The organism is Streptomyces callyspongiae, from assembly GCF_047200695.1.
Taxonomy (GTDB): Bacteria; Actinomycetota; Actinomycetes; order Streptomycetales; family Streptomycetaceae; genus Streptomyces.
On the sequence record NZ_JBJZOM010000026.1, the window covers coordinates 1 to 16558 of the forward strand.

Here is a 16558-nt window from a genome sequence, read left to right on the forward strand (position 1 = left end):
GCGGGAGCGGTTACGGCTGGAGGCTGTAGAGCGTTTCGAGGCAGGGGAGAAGAGCGCTCAGATTGCGGCTGACCTGCGCATAACCGTGCGGTCTGTGCAGCGCTGGCGGCAGAGGTGGCGTGAGCAGGGTGCGGCCGGAGTGGCGTCGAAGGGGTCTCCGGGACGACCGCGGCTCTCCCTCGTGCAGGTCGGGCGGCTGGAGCGGGAACTGGAACGCGGACCGCTGGCGCATGGCTGGGCCGATCAGCGCTGGACCCTCGCCCGGATCAAGACACTCATCGGCCGGCTGTTCCACCTCACCTACACCGTCGAAGGCACATGGGTGCTCCTCAAGCGGCTCGGCTGGTCCTGGCAGCAGCCCGCCCGGCGCGCGATCGAGCGTGACGACGAAGCGGTCGCGATGTGGAAGAAGGAGGTCCGGCCACAGGTAAAACGACGGCGGCGGCCCGCGACGCCTGGATCGTCTTCGAAGACGAAGCCGGACAGTCGATGACGCCGCCGCGCGCGAGGACTTGGGGACACATCGGCCAGACCCCCGTGGTGCGGGTCCGTGGTCGCGGCTCGGGACGCGTCTCGATGGCGGGCCTGACCTGCTACAAGCCCGGCCGCCGTTCACGAACGTTCTACGCCCTGCACACCTACCGCGGCCGCATCGACGAGACGAAGGGCTTCTCCTGGCGCGACTTCCGGGACCTGCTCATACGCGCACACAGACAGCTCGGCGGACCGATCGTGCTGATCTGGGACAACGCCCGCATCCACAAAGTCGCACCGCTGCGGGAGTTCTTCACGATCAATGCCCACTGGATCACGGTCGTCCACCTGCCCACCTACGCCCCGGACCTCAACCCCCAAGAAGGCATCTGGTCCCTGGTCAAGCGCGACCTCGGCAACCTCGCGGCAGCCAACCTCGACCAGCTCGTCCAGGCCGTCAAGCGCCGACTGAAGTCGCTCCAGTACCACCCGCACCTCATCGACGGCTGCCTCACCGAGACCGGCCTGGAACTCGACCTACAACCTACGACATGACTCATTCAAGTTCAGTACTGTAGCAGCACGCATTGGCGAGTTTGGAGGGACGCCCGAGAGTACGCTCTCCCGTCGGCGCTTGAATCCTCGCCGTTGGGCCAGCGTCCGTACGACCTGCGGCACACCTGCATCTCGACGTGGCTGAACGCTGGCGTCCCGGTGGCAGAGTTGCCCGGCGGGTAAGAAACTCGCCGGAGGTCATCCATCGCAACTATGAGGGCTGCATCCACGGCCAAGAAGAGGTTAGGAACCAGAAGATCGTGAGGGAGCTGGACTGGCCCGACGACGGTGACTAGGCGAGTCACTCGCCGTTGTCCGTTGAGGTCTAGCGCAGGTCTATCGCAAGCAGTGCGTAGCAGCGACGAAGAGCGGGATTCAGTGAGACTGAGTCCCGCTCTTCGTTTCAGGTATCTGCGCTGGTCAACTGCATGATCATGCTGGTTGAGGCGGAGTACCCCCGGCAGGATTCGAACCTGCGCACACGGCTCCGGAGGCCGTTGCTCTATCCCCTGAGCTACGGGGGCGTGGCGCGCTGTGCGTGCCGACGGGAAGAACACTACCAGCTCCGCGGGGGTGGGCCGGAACGGGTTGTCCGGGGTGCACCCCCAGGCGCGACCGGCGGTGAGTTCCCGGCCGCGGAACCGTCTCTCCTGGTAGGGAAGCTCACCCGAGGAGGAGATCATGGGCAAGCTGGTCGTCTCGACGTTCCTGACGCTGGACGGCGTCATGCAGGCTCCCGGCGGTCCGGACGAGGACCGTGAGGGCGATTTCCCCCACGGCGGCTGGTCGGTTCCCTATGCCGACGAGGACCTCGTCCGGATCGTCGTCGAGCAGTTCGCCGGCATGGAGTCCCTCCTGCTCGGCCGCCGCACGTACGAGATCTTCGCCGCGCACTGGCCGCGGATCGTTGACGAGGACGACCCGCTGGCGACCAGGCTGAACGCCATGCCGAAGTACGTGGCCTCGCGGACGCTGGGCGAGGTGGAGTGGCACAACTCCCACCTCCTCCGCGGCGAGCTCGTGGCGGAGGTCGCCGCGCTCAAGGAGCGTTCCGCCGGCGAGATCAACGTGCAGGGCAGCGGCAACCTCGTACGGACCCTCCAGCGGCACGACCTGATCGACGCGTACCGCCTGTTCCTCGAGCCTGTGGTGCTGGGCACCGGCAAGCGGCTGTTCGCCGAGGGCACGGCACCTGCAGCGATGCGGCTCACCGGCACCCGGCGGCTGAGCACCGGCGCCCTGTACTGCACGTACGAGCGCGCCGGACGCCCGGGCTACGGCTCGTTCGCCCTGGACGACTCGCCGGAGCGGGCGGTGAGCCGCTGACGGCCGGCGTCACGGGTGGGCGCGCGGCAAGCCCCGGCCCGCCCCCGTGCGGGTGGAACCGGGCAAAACCGGGACGCAGCGCGCCCGCCGCGCCTACTCTCGAAGAGTGCAGGGCGTGTCCGGCCGGGTGCTCGTCGTGGACGACAGCACGATCATCCGGCAGTTGATCACGGTCAACCTGGAGCTGGAGGGCTTCGAGGTCGTGACCGCGGCCGATGGTGCCGAGTGTCTGGAGACGGTGCACCGGACGCGCCCCGACGTGATCACGCTCGACGTGGTGATGCCGCGGCTCGACGGCCTGCGCGCGGCGGAGCGGCTGCGCGCCGATCCACGCACCTGCCGCATCCCGCTCGCCCTGGTGTCGGCGTGCCGGCCCGACGAGCTGGACGCGGGAAACCGGGCGCGGGTCGACGCGGTACTCCCCAAGCCCTTCGAGCCGGCGGCGCTGGTGAAGACGGTGCGGCGGCTCGCGAGCGGCGGCCGTGCGTCGGAGACCGGTGGCGCGGAGCGGGGCGGCGTGCGCCGGGCGTCCGACCGGGCCCCCGGCGACCGGCCGTCCGCGTTACCCCTGGGCAGACTCCCCGGCCGGTAGCGGCGGGCGCCTCCGTCCCACCCGGCGAAACCGGGTCGCGCGCCCCCGTCCCCTCTCCCATACGCTGGTGGGCGTGACACCGGCCCAGCTTTCCCGCACCGTGCAGCACGCGCTGCGCGGCGCAGTCGGTGATGCCGGGGCCGCCGGGAGGCTGGTGATCGAGTCGCCCCCGCGGCGGGGCGACGGCGACTACGCCACCGGTGCCGTGCTGCGCGCTGCGCGCGCGGCCGGGCAGGACGGCGCGCTGCTGGCGCGCCGCGTCGGCGAACGCGTCGCCCGGGCCGACGGGATCGGTGCCGTCGAGATATCCGGACCGGGCTTCCTCAACGTCACGCTCGACGCGGCAGGCAGATCCGCGCTGGTCGCCGCCCTCGCGGGCCCCGACACGAGCGGGCCGGACGCGCCCGCCCGGGACGTCGCCGCCTGGGTCGCCGCGACAGGCGAGCGCCCCGCCGACCTGGTGCGCCGCACCGACGCCAGCGCACTCTTCCGCGTGCAGTACGCGCACGCCCGCTGCCGCGCGACGCTGCGGAACGGGGCCGGGCTCGGTCTTCGTCCCGCCGCCGGTGAGGCCGGGTACGCGTACGAGGCCGACCCGGAGCGGGCGCTGCTTGCCGCCCTCGCCGACCAGCAGCGCATAGTCGAGACCCGCGACCACGCGCGTCTCGCCCGCCACCTGGTCGCCGTCGCCGCCTTCTGGCACGGCACCGCCGAGGCCTGTCCGCCGCTGCCCCGCGGCGACGAGAAACCCGGGGCCGTCCACCGAGCCCGCCTGGCCCTCACCGAGGCCTGCGGGACGGTGCTCGCCGACGGCCTGTCCCAGCTCGGTGTCACCGCACCCGCACATCTCTGAGGGGACTCGGAAAACCCATGAGCCGTTCCGCACACCCCGCCGGGCCCCGGCACGCCGACGTCCTGCCCGAGGGGCATTACACGGCGCCGCCGTCCGACCTGAACGCACTGAACCCGCAGATCTGGGCGCGTACGGTCGCCCGCACCGACACCGGCGCCGTGCGCGTCGGGGGACTCGATGTCCGCGACCTCGCCGAGGAGTTCGGTACTCCCGCCTACGTGCTGGACGAGGCGGACTTCCGCGAGCGCTGCCGCGCCTGGCGCGACGCCTTCGGCGAGGACGCCGACGTGTTCTACGCGGGCAAGGCGTTCCTCTCCCGCGCCGTGGTCCGCTGGCTGCACGAGGAGGGTCTGAACCTCGACGTCTGCTCCGCCGGCGAGCTGAACACCGCGCTGGCTGCGGGCATGCCCGCGGACCGCATCGCGCTGCACGGCAACAACAAGTCCGGCGAGGAGATCCGCAGCGCCGTGCGGGCCGGGGTCGGGCGGATCGTGCTCGACTCGTTCCAGGAGATCGCCCGGGTCGCGTACATCGCCGCGGAGCTGGGGACGGTGCAGCGCGTCCAGATCCGTGTCACGGTCGGTGTCGAGGCGCACACCCACGAGTTCATCGCGACCGCGCACGAGGACCAGAAGTTCGGCCTGGCGCTGGCCGACGGGCAGGCTGCGGAGGCCGTCCGCAGGGTCCTGCAGCTCGACAGTCTCGAACTCGTCGGCATCCACTCCCACATCGGCTCGCAGATCTTCGACACCTCCGGATTCGAGGTGGCGGCACACCGCGTCGTCGGGCTGCTGCGGCAGATCCGCGACGAGCACGGCGTGGAACTGCCGGAGATCGATCTCGGCGGTGGCCTCGGCATCGCCTACACCTCCGAGGACGATCCGCGGGAACCGCACGAGATCGCGAAGGCGCTCGGCGACATCGTCACCGGCGAGTGCCGCGCGGCCGACCTGGCCGTGCCGCGGCTGTCGGTGGAGCCGGGGCGCGCCATCGTCGGCCCGACGGCGTTCACGTTGTACGAGGTCGGCACGGTCAAGGAGCTGGACGGGCTGCGCACGTACGTGAGCGTGGACGGCGGCATGTCCGACAACATCCGTACGGCGCTGTACGACGCCGAGTACACGGTCTCCCTGGTCTCCCGTACCTCGGACGCGGGGCCGATGCTGTCCCGCGTGGTCGGCAAGCACTGCGAGAGCGGCGACATCGTCGTGAAGGACGCCTTCCTGCCGTCCGACCTGGCCCCCGGTGATCTGCTGGCCGTCCCGGCGACTGGGGCGTACTGCCGTTCGATGGCCAGCAACTACAACCACGCGCTGCGGCCGCCGGTCGTGGCGGTGGAGAGCGGTGCGGCGCGGGTGATCGTGCGCCGCGAGACGGAGGAGGACCTGGCGCGCCTCGACGTGGGGTAGGAGGCGGTGCCGAAGCAGCTCACACCGGGTGGGACGGATGTCCCACATGCTGGATGTGGCGTGGATTCCTCCCGCCGGTGCGTGAGACTTGGACGACCACAACGTCGGGTGAGCGAGGTCGAATGATGCGTACGCGTCCGCTGAGGGTGGCGCTGCTGGGGTGTGGGGTCGTCGGCTCCGAGGTGGCCCGCATCATGACGACGCATGCGCACGACCTCGCCGCCCGCGTCGGCGCTCCCGTGGAGCTGGCCGGCATCGCGGTGCGCCGGCCCGACCGGGTGCGCGAGGGCATCGACCCCGCACTCGTCACCACCGACGCGGCGGCCCTGGTGCGTGACCCGGATGTGGACGTGGTGGTGGAGGTCGTCGGCGGCATCGAGCCCGCCCGTTCCCTGATCACGGCGGCGTTCGAGCACGGTGCCGGTGTCGTCACGGCGAACAAGGCCCTCATCGCGGAGGACGGCTCCACGCTGCACGAGACCGCCGAGAAGCACGGTGTCGACCTGTACTACGAGGCCGCGGCGGCCGCCGCCATTCCGCTGGTCAGGCCGCTGCGCGAGTCGTTGGCGGGCGACAAGGTCAACCGGGTGCTCGGCATCGTCAACGGCACCACGAACTTCATCCTCGACCGCATGGACACGCTCGGCTCCGGCTACGGCGAGGCACTGGACGAGGCGACGGCCCTGGGCTACGCGGAGGCCGATCCGACGGCCGACGTGGAGGGCTTCGACGCCGCGGCCAAGGCGGCAATCCTGGCGGGGACGGCGTTCCACACCCGTGTCCGGCTGGACGACGTGTACCGCGAGGGCCTCACCGAGATCACGGCCGCGGACATCGCCGCCGCCAAGCGGATGGGCTGCACGGTCAAGCTGCTCGCGATCTGCGAACGCACGGCGGACGGCCGCGGGGTCACGGCCCGCGTCCATCCCGCGATGATCCCGCTCACCCACCCGCTGGCCTCGGTGCGCGAGGCGTACAACGCTGTCTTCGTGGAGGCCGAGGCCGCCGGGCAGCTCATGTTCTACGGTCCCGGCGCGGGCGGGGCGCCGACGGCCTCGGCGGTCCTCGGCGACCTGGTATCGGTCTGCCGCAACAAGCTCAACGGCGGGCGGGGGCCCGGCGAGTCCGCGTACGCACAACTGCCCGTCTCCCCGATGGGCGAGGTCGTCACCCGCTACCACATCAGCCTGGACGTGGCGGACAAGCCCGGTGTTCTCGCCCAGGTCGCCACCGTGTTCGCGGAGCACGGCGTGTCCATCGACACGGTGCGCCAGCAGGGCAAGGACGGTGATGCCTGGCTGGTGGTGGTCACCCACCGCGCGGCCGACGCGGCGCTGCGGGAGACGGTCGGCGCACTGCGCGACCTGGAGACGGTGCACGGCGTCGCGAGCATCATGCGCGTCGAGGGCGAGTAGGCCGGGGCGGACCGGGACGAGTCGAGTGGACGGAACGGCACGGCGCCGGCCGGCCCGAGGGCAGCAAGGGAAGTCGGGAGAGTTGACCGTCATGGAACGAAGGTCCGGGGCGGCCGCCACCCACCAGTGGCGCGGCGTCGTCGAGGAGTACCGGGAGCGGCTGCCGGTCGAGGCGGGCACGGAGGTCGTCACGCTGCGCGAGGGCGGTACGCCGCTGGTGCCCGCCCGGGTGCTGTCCGCCGCCACCGGATGCGAGGTGCACCTGAAGGTCGAGGGCGCCAATCCGACCGGGTCCTTCAAGGACCGGGGCATGACGATGGCGATCACGCACGCCAAGGCACGCGGTGCACAGGCCGTGATCTGCGCCTCCACCGGCAACACCAGCGCTTCGGCCGCCGCCTACGCGGTGCGGGCGGGCATGGTGTGCGCGGTGCTCGTGCCGCAGGGCAAGATCGCGCTGGGCAAGATGGGGCAGGCCCTGGTGCACGGCGCCAAGATCCTCCAGGTGGAGGGCAACTTCGACAACTGCCTCGAACTCGCCCGCGGCCTGTCGGAGAAGTACCCGGTGGCCCTGGTCAACTCCGTCAACCCCTCCCGCATCGAGGGGCAGAAGACCGCAGCCTTCGAAGTCGTCGACGCGCTCGGCGACGCCCCGGACATCCACGTCCTCCCGGTGGGCAATGCCGGCAACATCACGGCGTACTGGAAGGGCTATCGCGAGTACGCGGACCCGGCGGGCGGCGGTCCCGCCACCCGCACCCCGCGGATGTGGGGCTATCAGGCCTCCGGCGCGGCGCCGATCGTGACCGGCGCTCCCGTGGCGGACCCCACCACGGTGGCGACCGCGATCCGTATCGGGAATCCGGCGTCGTGGGCGCTGGCCGAGGAGGCCCGTGACGCGTCCGGCGGGCACATCGAGTCCGTGACGGACCGTCAGATCCTGCGCACCTACCGGCTGCTGGCGGCCGAGGAGGGCGTGTTCGTGGAACCGGCCTCCGCCGCGTCGGTCGCGGGCCTGCTCCAGGCCGCCGAGCAGAATCGGGTCGACCCGGGGCAGCGCATCGTCTGCACGGTCACCGGGAACGGGCTCAAGGACCCGGACTGGGCCGTGGCCGGGGCGCCGCAGCCGCTGGTCGTCCCCGTCGACGCCGATGCGGCCGCCGAACGGCTCGGGCTGACGCAGTAGCGGGGGCGGGAGGTGCACCGACACGCTTCGTGCGCCTCCCGTGCGCCCTGTGTCGCAGGTGAACCATCCTTCGATAGGCTGGGCACCACTCCCTCCCACGCGCGTGCGACGGCAGCACCGGTGTACGGCTCCGCCGTGGGGCCGGACGCGACACCCCCGCGGGGGTCGGCGGGGAGACCGTGGCCGAGGTGAGGGCCGGCCGCGGAAAGTCGGTATGTGACAGCAGATCCACACGAGGAGAGTCATCGGAAGATGGCCGGTCCCGCGTTCCGCGCAGCCGCCGTCCGGGTGCGCGTTCCCGCCACCAGCGCCAACCTCGGCCCGGGGTACGACTCCATGGGCCTCGCGCTGGGACTGTACGACGACGTGGTCGTCCGCGTCGCCGAGTCCGGTCTGCACGTCGACATCGCCGGAGAGGGAGCGGGGACGCTCCCCCGCGACGAGGGGCATCTCCTCGTACGGTCCCTCCGGACGGCCTTCGACGTGCTCGGCGGGCAGCCTCGGGGACTCGAGGTGGTGTGCGCCAACCGCATCCCGCACGGTCGCGGGCTCGGTTCCTCCTCCGCCGCCATCTGCGCCGGCATCATGGCCGCGCGCGCGGTGGCCACCGGAGGCGAGACGCGTCTGGACGACACGGCGATGCTCGAGCTCGCCCACGAGATCGAGGGGCACCCGGACAACGTCGCGGCTTGCCTCTTCGGCGGGTTGACGCTCGCCTGGACCGACGGCGGAGTGGCGCGAGCGGTCCGGCTCGACCCCTCGGAGTCCGTCGTGCCGGTGGTGTTCGTACCGGCGGAACCGCTGCTCACCGAGACGGCCCGGGGGCTGCTGCCCCGCACCGTGCCGCATGTCGACGCCGCGGTGAACGCGGGCCGTTCGGCCCTGTTGGTCGAGGCTCTCACCCGGCGCCCGGAGTTGCTGCTGCCCGCCACCGAGGACCGCCTCCACCAGGAGTACCGGGCCCCCGCGATGCGGGAGAGCGCCGACCTGGTGGCGCGGCTGCGCGCCGACGGCGTTCCCGCGGTCATCTCCGGTGCGGGCCCCACCGTGCTCGCCCTGGTGGAGGACGGCGCCGCCGACAAGGTCGCCCGGTCGGCGGGGGAGCACTGGACCGCCAATCGGCTGACTCTCGACGCCGCGGGTGCGAGCGTGCTGCCCCCTCCGAATGCCGACGCGGGGAGTGCTCCGCAGCAGGTGGGCGGCGCATCCACGTGAGATCGGATTGCCGGTGCGGGAGAGGGGGAATGTTTGTCGGAGCCGGTAGTGTTAACCTCAAGTCAGCACGTGCGGTCCCGTGGGTCGCGTCGACGACCGCGAGAGTGCAGTGCATCGCGTCCCTGCCGAGGGACCACCTCTTCTTCCGGGAGCCCCCCTCACTGCATGAGCATCCTGCCGAGCAGCGCCGTGCACGCTCCGGAACCGGCGTGGTGGACACATGTCACCACTTCGCGCCGAACCATTGAATGATCTTTCCGCCATACGTACAGGTACAGGCGGGACCACCGCCCCGGCCGGTCCGAAAAGACGTGGGACCGCAGCCGGACAGCACGACCGGTCGCCGAGCCAGACAGGCCGACGCCCGCTCCAGGGAAGGACCCTTCGTGAGCGACACCACCGATCTGATGGGTGCGAACACCGACAGCGCCAACAGCGCCGCCGCCGACGCGCCCGCCACGGACGCTCCTGCCGCCCCCAGGCGTCGGCGCTCCGGCACCGGCCTCGAAGGCATGGTCCTGGCAGAGCTCCAGCAGGTTGCCTCCGGCCTCGGCATCAGGGGCACTGCGCGGATGCGCAAGAGCCAGCTGATCGAGGTCATCAAGGAGAAGCAGGCAGCCGGCGGTTCCGCAGCCTCCGGCGCCGGAAAGAACACCGACGCCGCCGACTCCTCCGGCGCGGCCGCAGACGGCAAGCCCAAGCGCCGCACGACCTCGCGGGCCCGTACGGGTGACGCGCCGGGCGACGAGCAGGCCTCCTCGCAGGGGCAGGTCGACATTCCCGGCCAGGGCCCCGAGGAGCGCCGCAACCGCCGCGGCAGGTCCGGCGACGCCTCCGGCGACGACCGCGGCGACGCGCCGAAGCAGGACGGCAAGGACGGCAAGAACGCCAAGGGCGGTCAGCCGCAGCAGGGCAAGGACGACCGGTCCGACCGCGGCGACAACCAGGGCGGCGGCAAGGGCGGCGACGGCCAGCAGAACCAGGGCAGCCAGAACCAGGGCGGCCAGAACCAGGGCGGCGGCAAGGGCGGCCGTCAGCAGCAGGACCGTCCCTCGAAGCGCGAGCGGCAGCGCGACCGGCAGCGCGGCAAGGGCGGCGACGGCCAGCAGAACCAGGGCGGCGGCGGCAACCGCGACGATGACTTCGAGGGAGGCCGCCGGGGACGCCGGGGCCGCTACCGCGACCGGCGCGGCCGCCGCGGGCGCGACGACTTCGGCGGCGAGCCGCAGATCCTCGAGGACGATGTCCTGATCCCGGTCGCCGGCATCCTGGACATCCTCGACAACTACGCGTTCGTCCGTACCTCCGGCTACCTGCCGGGGCCGAACGACGTCTACGTCTCCCTCGCCCAGGTCCGCAAGAACGGCCTGCGCAAGGGCGACCACATCACCGGTGCGGTCCGCCAGCCCCGCGAGGGCGAGCGGCGCGAGAAGTTCAACGCGCTGGTCCGCCTCGATTCCGTCAACGGCGTCTCGCCGGAGGTCGGTGGCAAGGGCCGCTCCGAGTTCACCAAGCTCACCCCGCTGTACCCGCAGGAGCGCCTGCGGTTGGAGACCGACCCGAGCGCGCTGACCACGCGGATCATGGATCTGGTCTCGCCCATCGGCAAGGGCCAGCGCGGCCTGATCGTGGCGCCGCCGAAGACCGGCAAGACCATGATCATGCAGGCGATCGCCAACGCGATCACCACCAACAACCCCGAGTGCCACCTCATGGTCGTCCTCGTCGACGAGCGTCCGGAGGAGGTCACCGACATGCAGCGGTCGGTGAAGGGCGAGGTCATCTCCTCGACCTTCGACCGTCCGGCCGAGGATCACACCACGGTCGCCGAGCTCGCCATCGAGCGCGCCAAGCGGCTGGTGGAGCTGGGCCACGACGTGGTCGTGCTGCTGGACTCGATCACCCGTCTGGGGCGCGCCTACAACCTCGCCGCCCCGGCGTCGGGCCGCATCCTGTCCGGTGGTGTGGACTCCACCGCGCTCTACCCGCCGAAGAAGTTCTTCGGCGCCGCGCGGAACATCGAGGACGGCGGTTCGCTGACGATCGTCGCCACGGCGATGGTGGAGACCGGCTCCCGCATGGACGAGGTGATCTTCGAGGAGTTCAAGGGCACCGGCAACATGGAGCTCAAGCTCGACCGCAAGCTCTCCGACAAGCGGATCTTCCCGGCGGTGGACGTGGACGCGTCCGGCACCCGCAAGGAGGAGATCCTGCTGGGAGGCGAGGAGCTCTCGGTGGTCTGGAAGCTCCGGAGGGTGCTGCACGCCCTGGACCAGCAGCAGGCCGTCGAGCTGCTGCTGGACAAGATGAAGCAGACGAAGTCCAACGCCGAGTTCCTCATGCAGATCCAGAAGACGACGCCGACACCGAACGGCAACGACTGACGGACCCGGTCACCCGACCGGAACAGCGGCCGGGGCCGCCCCACCCGTGAGGGGGCGGCCCCGGCCGCGTTCCGTGCCGCGCCCGCAGATGGGTCCGTACCGCCCGCGGCGTCGGAAGTCGGACGGCGTGCCGAGCCCCGAACGGGGTACTCGCCACGTCCTCGTCGGCCGGCGGAGAGGAGCACCTCGCGCGATGACGGGACAGGACGGCGACAGCGGAGACCGGCGGGCGTGGGGGTGGAACCCGCGCCCGGAGGAACGCCGTCCCCGGGCCGGTGCACGGCGCCGCATCCTGATCGCCGTCTCCGCCACCGTCGGTGCCGCACTCCTGCTCGGCGCGGTGGGGCTGGCCGTCGTCTACGCCAACCTCAACGGCAACATCGCCGGCGTCGACATCAACGCCCGGATCGGCGGCGACCGGCCGGAGGACATGTCCAACGAGTCCGTGGACATCCTGGTCCTCGGCTCCGACTCGCGCTCCGGGCCCAACGACACCTACGGCGCCGACGGCGGCGGCGCCCGCTCCGACACCGCGATGATCGTCCACATCGGTGCCGACCACGACCGGGCTACCGTCGTCTCCGTGCCCCGGGACACCCTGGTGCGCCGCCCCGCGTGCACCGGGGAGGACGGCACGCGCGCGCCCGCCGAGCCCCGCGCCATGTTCAACGAGGCCTACCAGGTCGGAGGGCCCGCCTGCACCGTCAAGACGGTGGAGGCCCTGACCGACGTCCGCATGGACCACTACGTGGAGGTCGACTTCACGGGCTTCGAGGAACTCGTCGACACTCTCGGCGGCGTCCCCGTCACCCTCCGCCGGGACCTGCACGACCCGGACAGCCACCTGCACCTGAACGCCGGACGGCACGTCCTCGACGGCCAGCAGGCCCTGGCGCTGGTCCGGACCCGGCACGCCGTCGGCAACGGAAGCGACCTGGGACGCATACAGCTCCAGCACGCGTTCCTGCGGGCCCTGCTCGCCGAGTCCGACGACATCGGGCTGTTCAGCGACCCCGCGCTGCTCTACGACCTGGCGGACACCGCCACCTCCGCGGTCACCACCGACACCGAACTGGACTCCGCGGCCGACCTGCTGAGCCTCGCCGGGCTGCTCAAGGGCGTCGACCCGGGGGACATGCAGATGCTCACCATGCCCGTCCGGTACGCTCCGGGGGATCCCAACCGGGTCGTCCCGCTGAAGGGCAGGACCGACCGTGTCTGGGACGCGCTGCGCGAGGACAGGCCGGTCCCGGAATCGGTCACCGAGGGCTCCGCCGGCGCCCGGAGCGACGGCGACGTGGTGCGCCGCTCCCCGGACCGGGCGGAATAACGGGCGCGGCGACCCTGTTTTGTTCCTGTGCGGCCAGTAGTGGCAAACTGGTAAGTCGGCCCCGGTTCACGTGACGCAACCCGCGTTGCGACCCGGTGCCCTCCCGAACCTAGGAGACACCTTGAAGCGCGACATCCACCCGGAGTACGCAGAGACCCAGGTCAGCTGCACCTGTGGCGCCTCGTTCACCACCCGCAGCACCATGTCCGGCGGTGCCATCCGCGCGGACATCTGCTCGGAGTGCCACCCGTTCTACACGGGCAAGCAGAAGATCCTCGACACCGGTGGCCGCGTGGCCCGCTTCGAGGCCCGCTTCGGCAAAAACGCCGGGTCCGGCAAGAAGTAGCGACCCCCAGCGCCGGATTCCGGTCGCCCCGCGGCGACCGGACCGGCGCTTTGTCGTTCGCTCAGCCACCCGCGCCCCACGGCAGACAAGGAAACACACGATGTTCGAGGCGGTCGAGGATCTGATCGGCGAACACGCCGACCTCGAGAAGCAGCTCGCCGACCCGGCGGTCCACGCCGACCAGGCGCGCGCCCGCAGGCTCAACAAGCGCTACGCGGAGCTCACCCCGATCATCACCGTCTACCGCGACTGGAAGCAGTGCGGGGACGACGCCGACACCGCGCGTGAACTCTCCGCCGACGACCCGGACTTCGCCGCCGAGGTGAAGGACCTGGAGGCGCGGCGCGAGGAACTCACCGAGCGGCTGCGCCTGCTCCTCGTCCCGCGGGACCCCAGCGACGACAAGGACGTCATCCTCGAGATCAAGGCCGGGGAGGGCGGCGACGAGTCCGCTCTGTTCGCCGGCGACCTGCTGCGCATGTACCTGCGCTACGCCGAGCGCACCGGCTGGAAGACCGAACTGATCCAGTCGACCGAGTCCGACCTCGGCGGCTACAAGGACGTCCAGATCGCCGTGAAGACCAAGGGCGCACCGGAGCCGGGGCAGGGCGTGTGGGCGCGGCTGAAGTTCGAGGGCGGCGTGCACCGCGTGCAGCGGGTGCCGGCCACCGAGTCCCAGGGCCGTATCCACACCTCCGCGGCCGGGGTGCTCGTCCTCCCCGAGGCCGAGGACGTCGACGTGGAGATCAGCGCCAACGACCTGCGGATCGATGTGTACCGGTCCTCCGGGCCGGGCGGCCAGTCGGTGAACACCACCGACTCGGCGGTCCGCATCACGCACGAGCCGACCGGCATCGTCGTCTCCTGCCAGAACGAGAAGAGCCAGCTCCAGAACAAGGAGCAGGCGCTGCGGATCCTGCGGGCGCGGCTGCTGGCCGCCGCGCAGGAGGAGGCGGAGAAGGAGGCGTCCGACGCACGGCGCAGCCAGGTGCGCACGGTGGACCGCTCCGAGCGCGTGCGGACCTACAACTTCCCGGAGAACCGCATCTCCGACCACCGCGTCGGCTTCAAGGCCTACAACCTGGACCAGGTGCTCGACGGCGAGCTCGATCCCGTCATCCAGGCCTGTGCCGACGCCGACTCGGCTGCCAAGCTGGCAGCCTCCCAGAGTTGACCGAGCAGCCCCGCGTGGAGGACGGAGGAGACGTGGAGCCATCCGCCGGCGGACGCACCCCGAGGGCTTCCGGGCCGGGAGGTGCCCCGCACCGTTCCCGTCCGGTGCTTCTCGCCGAGGTCGCGCAGGCCACGCAGCGTCTCGCGGACGCGGGCGTGCCCTCGCCGCGGTTCGACGCGGAGGAGCTGGCCGCCTACGTGCACGGAGTGAAGCGCGGCGAGTTGCACCGGGTCGCCGACGCCGACTTCGACGCGCGGTACTGGGAGGCCGTGGCGCGCCGCGAGGCCCGTGAGCCGTTGCAGCACATCACCGGACGTGCCTTCTTCCGCTACCTGGAGCTCCAGGTCGGTCCGGGGGTGTTCGTGCCGCGCCCGGAGACCGAGTCCGTGGTGGGCTGGGCGATAGACGCGGTGCGGGCGATGGACGTCGCCGAGCCGGTGATCGTCGACCTGTGCACCGGGTCCGGAGCGATCGCCCTGGCACTCGCCCAGGAGGTGCCCCGCAGCCGTGTGCACGCCGTCGAGCTCGACGAGGGCGCCTACGGCTGGGCCGCGAAGAACGTGCAGGGGAGTCGTGTCACGCTGCACCACGGCGACGCGTTCGCCGCACTCCCCGAACTCGACGGCCAGGTCGACCTCGTCGTCTCCAACCCGCCGTACATTCCCCTCACCGAATGGGAGTACGTGGCCCCGGAGGCCCGCGACCACGACCCCGGCCTCGCGTTGTTCTCCGGAGAGGACGGACTCGACACCATCCGCGGTCTGGAGCGCACGGCGCACCGGCTGCTCCGGCCCGGTGGCATCGTGGTCGTGGAGCACGCCGACACCCAGGGCGGTCAGGTCCCCTGGATCTTCGCTGAGGACCGCGGATGGGCGGATGCCGCCGACCACCCCGACCTCAACAACCGTCCGCGATTCGCCACTGCCCGCCGGGAGGTGCCCTGAGAGATGGCACGCCGTTACGACTGCTCCGACGCCACCGAGCGCAAGACCGGGCTGCGCGAGGCCGCGTCCGCCGTACGTCGCCGTGAACTCGTCGTCCTGCCGACGGACACGGTCTACGGCATCGGCGCCGACGCCTTCAGCTCGCAGGCCGTCGGCGACCTCCTGGAGGCCAAGGGCCGGGGCCGCAACATGCCCACTCCCGTGCTGATCGGTTCGCCCAACACCCTGCACGGGCTCGTCACCGACTTCTCCGAGACCGCGTGGGAGCTCGTCGACGCCTTCTGGCCCGGTGCGCTGACCCTGGTGGCGCGCCACCAGCCGTCCCTCACCTGGGATCTGGGGGAGACCCGCGGCACGGTCGCGGTGCGCATGCCGCTGCACCCGGTCGCGCTCGAACTGCTCGACGAGTTCGGTCCGATGGCCGTCTCGTCCGCCAACCTCACCGGCCACCCCGCTCCGCAGGACTGCGACGCGGCGCAGGACATGCTGGGCGACTCGGTCTCCGTGTACCTCGACGGCGGCAGGACGCCGGATCCGGAACCGTCCTCGATCGTCGACGTGACGGGCGGGACGCCGGTCCTGCTGCGCGCGGGGGCGCTGAGCGCCGAGGACCTCCGCGCGGTCGTCCCGGACCTCGAGGTGAGCAGTTGACGCCTCCTCCCGAAGGGCGTGGCATACCGGTTCAGGCGGACCCCGGCGATCCCGGGGTCTTCCGTATCCTCCACGTCTCCACCGGCAACGTGTGCCGCTCGCCGATCACCGAGCGGCTGACGCGGCATGCCCTGGCGGACCGGCTCGGTCGTCCGCTCAGCGGCGGCATCGTGGTGGAGAGCGCTGGAACCTGGGGTCACGAGGGAGCGCCCATGGAGGAGCACGCCGCCGCCGTCCTGACCGAGTACGGCGCCGACCCGGCGGGCTTCCTCGGGCGGGAGTTGCTGGACGAGCACGTCATCAGGGCGGATCTGGTGCTGACGGCCACCCGGGACCACCGGGCGCAGGTCGTGTCCATGGGGCACTCCGCGGGTCTGCGGACCTTCACGCTCAAGGAGTTCACCCGGCTGGTGCGTGCGATAGACCCGGCGACCCTGCCCCCGCCGGGAAGCGCCGCCGGCGTCGCCGAGCGCGCCCGTGCCCTGGTGCAGGCCGCGGCGGCGCTGCGGGGCTGGCTGCTGGCGCCCACCGCCGACGCCGATGAGATCCACGATCCGTACGGTGCGCCGATCCCGTACTTCCGCAGGGTGGGCGACGAGATCTGCTCCGCCCTGGACCCGGTGGTGACGGCACTCACCGGGGTGCCCGCCCGCACGTAGCGGAGCGACCACGCAACGTGGCGGACGGTGACCGGAAACCGCTCT

General features: G+C 71.6%; 15 protein-coding genes and 1 tRNA gene. 15 read left to right on the forward strand and 1 reads right to left on the reverse strand.

Annotated elements, in window-relative coordinates; all coding sequences use genetic code 11:
- A protein-coding gene (locus ACL06G_RS21605) for an IS630 family transposase (RefSeq protein ID WP_503167854.1) occupies positions 1-1029 on the forward strand; the annotation gives its coding sequence in 2 pieces (ribosomal slippage) (positions 1-400 and positions 403-1029; 1027 coding nt annotated over the 2 pieces). This gene is flagged as partial in the annotation.
- A 452-nt stretch (positions 1030-1481) separates the two neighbouring features.
- On the opposite strand, the gene ACL06G_RS20315 is transcribed toward ACL06G_RS21605, so the two are convergent.
- Positions 1482-1553: transfer RNA gene (locus ACL06G_RS20315), tRNA-Arg, on the reverse strand.
- 157 nt (positions 1554-1710) lie between these two features.
- Between ACL06G_RS20315 and ACL06G_RS20320 the strand changes: the two genes are divergently transcribed.
- The 14 genes from ACL06G_RS20320 (at position 1711) to ACL06G_RS20385 (ending at position 16513) form a co-directional block, all read left to right on the forward strand.
- Positions 1711-2355 (forward strand): dihydrofolate reductase family protein, encoded by a 645-nt coding sequence (locus tag ACL06G_RS20320; RefSeq protein WP_412786493.1) that lies wholly within the window; start codon positions 1711-1713, stop codon positions 2353-2355.
- 106 nt (positions 2356-2461) lie between these two features.
- On the forward strand, positions 2462-2947 hold the full coding sequence (locus ACL06G_RS20325) for a response regulator (protein WP_412836454.1): 486 nt from the start codon (positions 2462-2464) through the stop codon (positions 2945-2947).
- 73 nt (positions 2948-3020) lie between these two features.
- Entirely contained in the window at positions 3021-3800 is a 780-nt protein-coding gene (locus tag ACL06G_RS20330; protein ID WP_412786491.1) for a DALR anticodon-binding domain-containing protein, read from the forward strand.
- A gap of 17 nt (positions 3801-3817) precedes the next feature.
- Positions 3818-5209, forward strand: coding sequence for a diaminopimelate decarboxylase (gene lysA, locus ACL06G_RS20335; RefSeq protein WP_412786490.1), 1392 nt, complete (start codon positions 3818-3820; stop codon positions 5207-5209).
- A gap of 122 nt (positions 5210-5331) precedes the next feature.
- On the forward strand, positions 5332-6624 hold the full coding sequence (locus ACL06G_RS20340; protein ID WP_412786489.1) for a homoserine dehydrogenase: 1293 nt from the start codon (positions 5332-5334) through the stop codon (positions 6622-6624).
- A 91-nt stretch (positions 6625-6715) separates the two neighbouring features.
- Positions 6716-7810, forward strand: a complete 1095-nt coding sequence (gene thrC, locus ACL06G_RS20345) for a threonine synthase (RefSeq protein ID WP_412836455.1) — start codon at positions 6716-6718, stop codon at positions 7808-7810.
- A gap of 252 nt (positions 7811-8062) precedes the next feature.
- Positions 8063-9025, forward strand: coding sequence for a homoserine kinase (gene thrB / locus ACL06G_RS20350; RefSeq protein WP_412786487.1), 963 nt, complete (start codon positions 8063-8065; stop codon positions 9023-9025).
- Positions 9026-9411: 386 nt separating this feature from the next.
- On the forward strand, positions 9412-11409 hold the full coding sequence (gene rho / locus ACL06G_RS20355) for a transcription termination factor Rho (protein ID WP_412786486.1): 1998 nt from the start codon (positions 9412-9414) through the stop codon (positions 11407-11409).
- Between the two features lie 193 nt (positions 11410-11602).
- On the forward strand, positions 11603-12739 hold the full coding sequence (locus ACL06G_RS20360) for an LCP family protein (protein WP_412786485.1): 1137 nt from the start codon (positions 11603-11605) through the stop codon (positions 12737-12739).
- A gap of 121 nt (positions 12740-12860) precedes the next feature.
- A complete protein-coding gene (gene rpmE, locus ACL06G_RS20365) occupies positions 12861-13085 on the forward strand; it encodes a 50S ribosomal protein L31 (RefSeq protein ID WP_412786484.1) in 225 nt (74 codons plus the stop codon).
- 100 nt (positions 13086-13185) lie between these two features.
- Complete coding sequence (gene prfA / locus ACL06G_RS20370) at positions 13186-14259, forward strand: peptide chain release factor 1 (protein WP_412786483.1); 1074 nt, start codon at positions 13186-13188, stop codon at positions 14257-14259.
- A 104-nt stretch (positions 14260-14363) separates the two neighbouring features.
- Positions 14364-15203: a peptide chain release factor N(5)-glutamine methyltransferase gene (gene prmC / locus ACL06G_RS20375; RefSeq protein ID WP_412786482.1), complete on the forward strand. Its 840-nt coding sequence runs from the start codon at positions 14364-14366 to the stop codon at positions 15201-15203.
- A gap of 3 nt (positions 15204-15206) precedes the next feature.
- Positions 15207-15854, forward strand: coding sequence for an L-threonylcarbamoyladenylate synthase (locus tag ACL06G_RS20380; protein ID WP_412786481.1), 648 nt, complete (start codon positions 15207-15209; stop codon positions 15852-15854).
- Positions 15851-16513 carry an arsenate reductase/protein-tyrosine-phosphatase family protein gene (locus ACL06G_RS20385; protein ID WP_412786480.1) on the forward strand — a complete coding sequence of 221 codons (663 nt, stop codon included), beginning with the start codon at positions 15851-15853 and terminating at the stop codon, positions 16511-16513. Before ACL06G_RS20380 ends, ACL06G_RS20385 begins: the two co-directional genes overlap by 4 nt.
- The last annotated feature ends 45 nt before the right edge of the window (positions 16514-16558 follow it).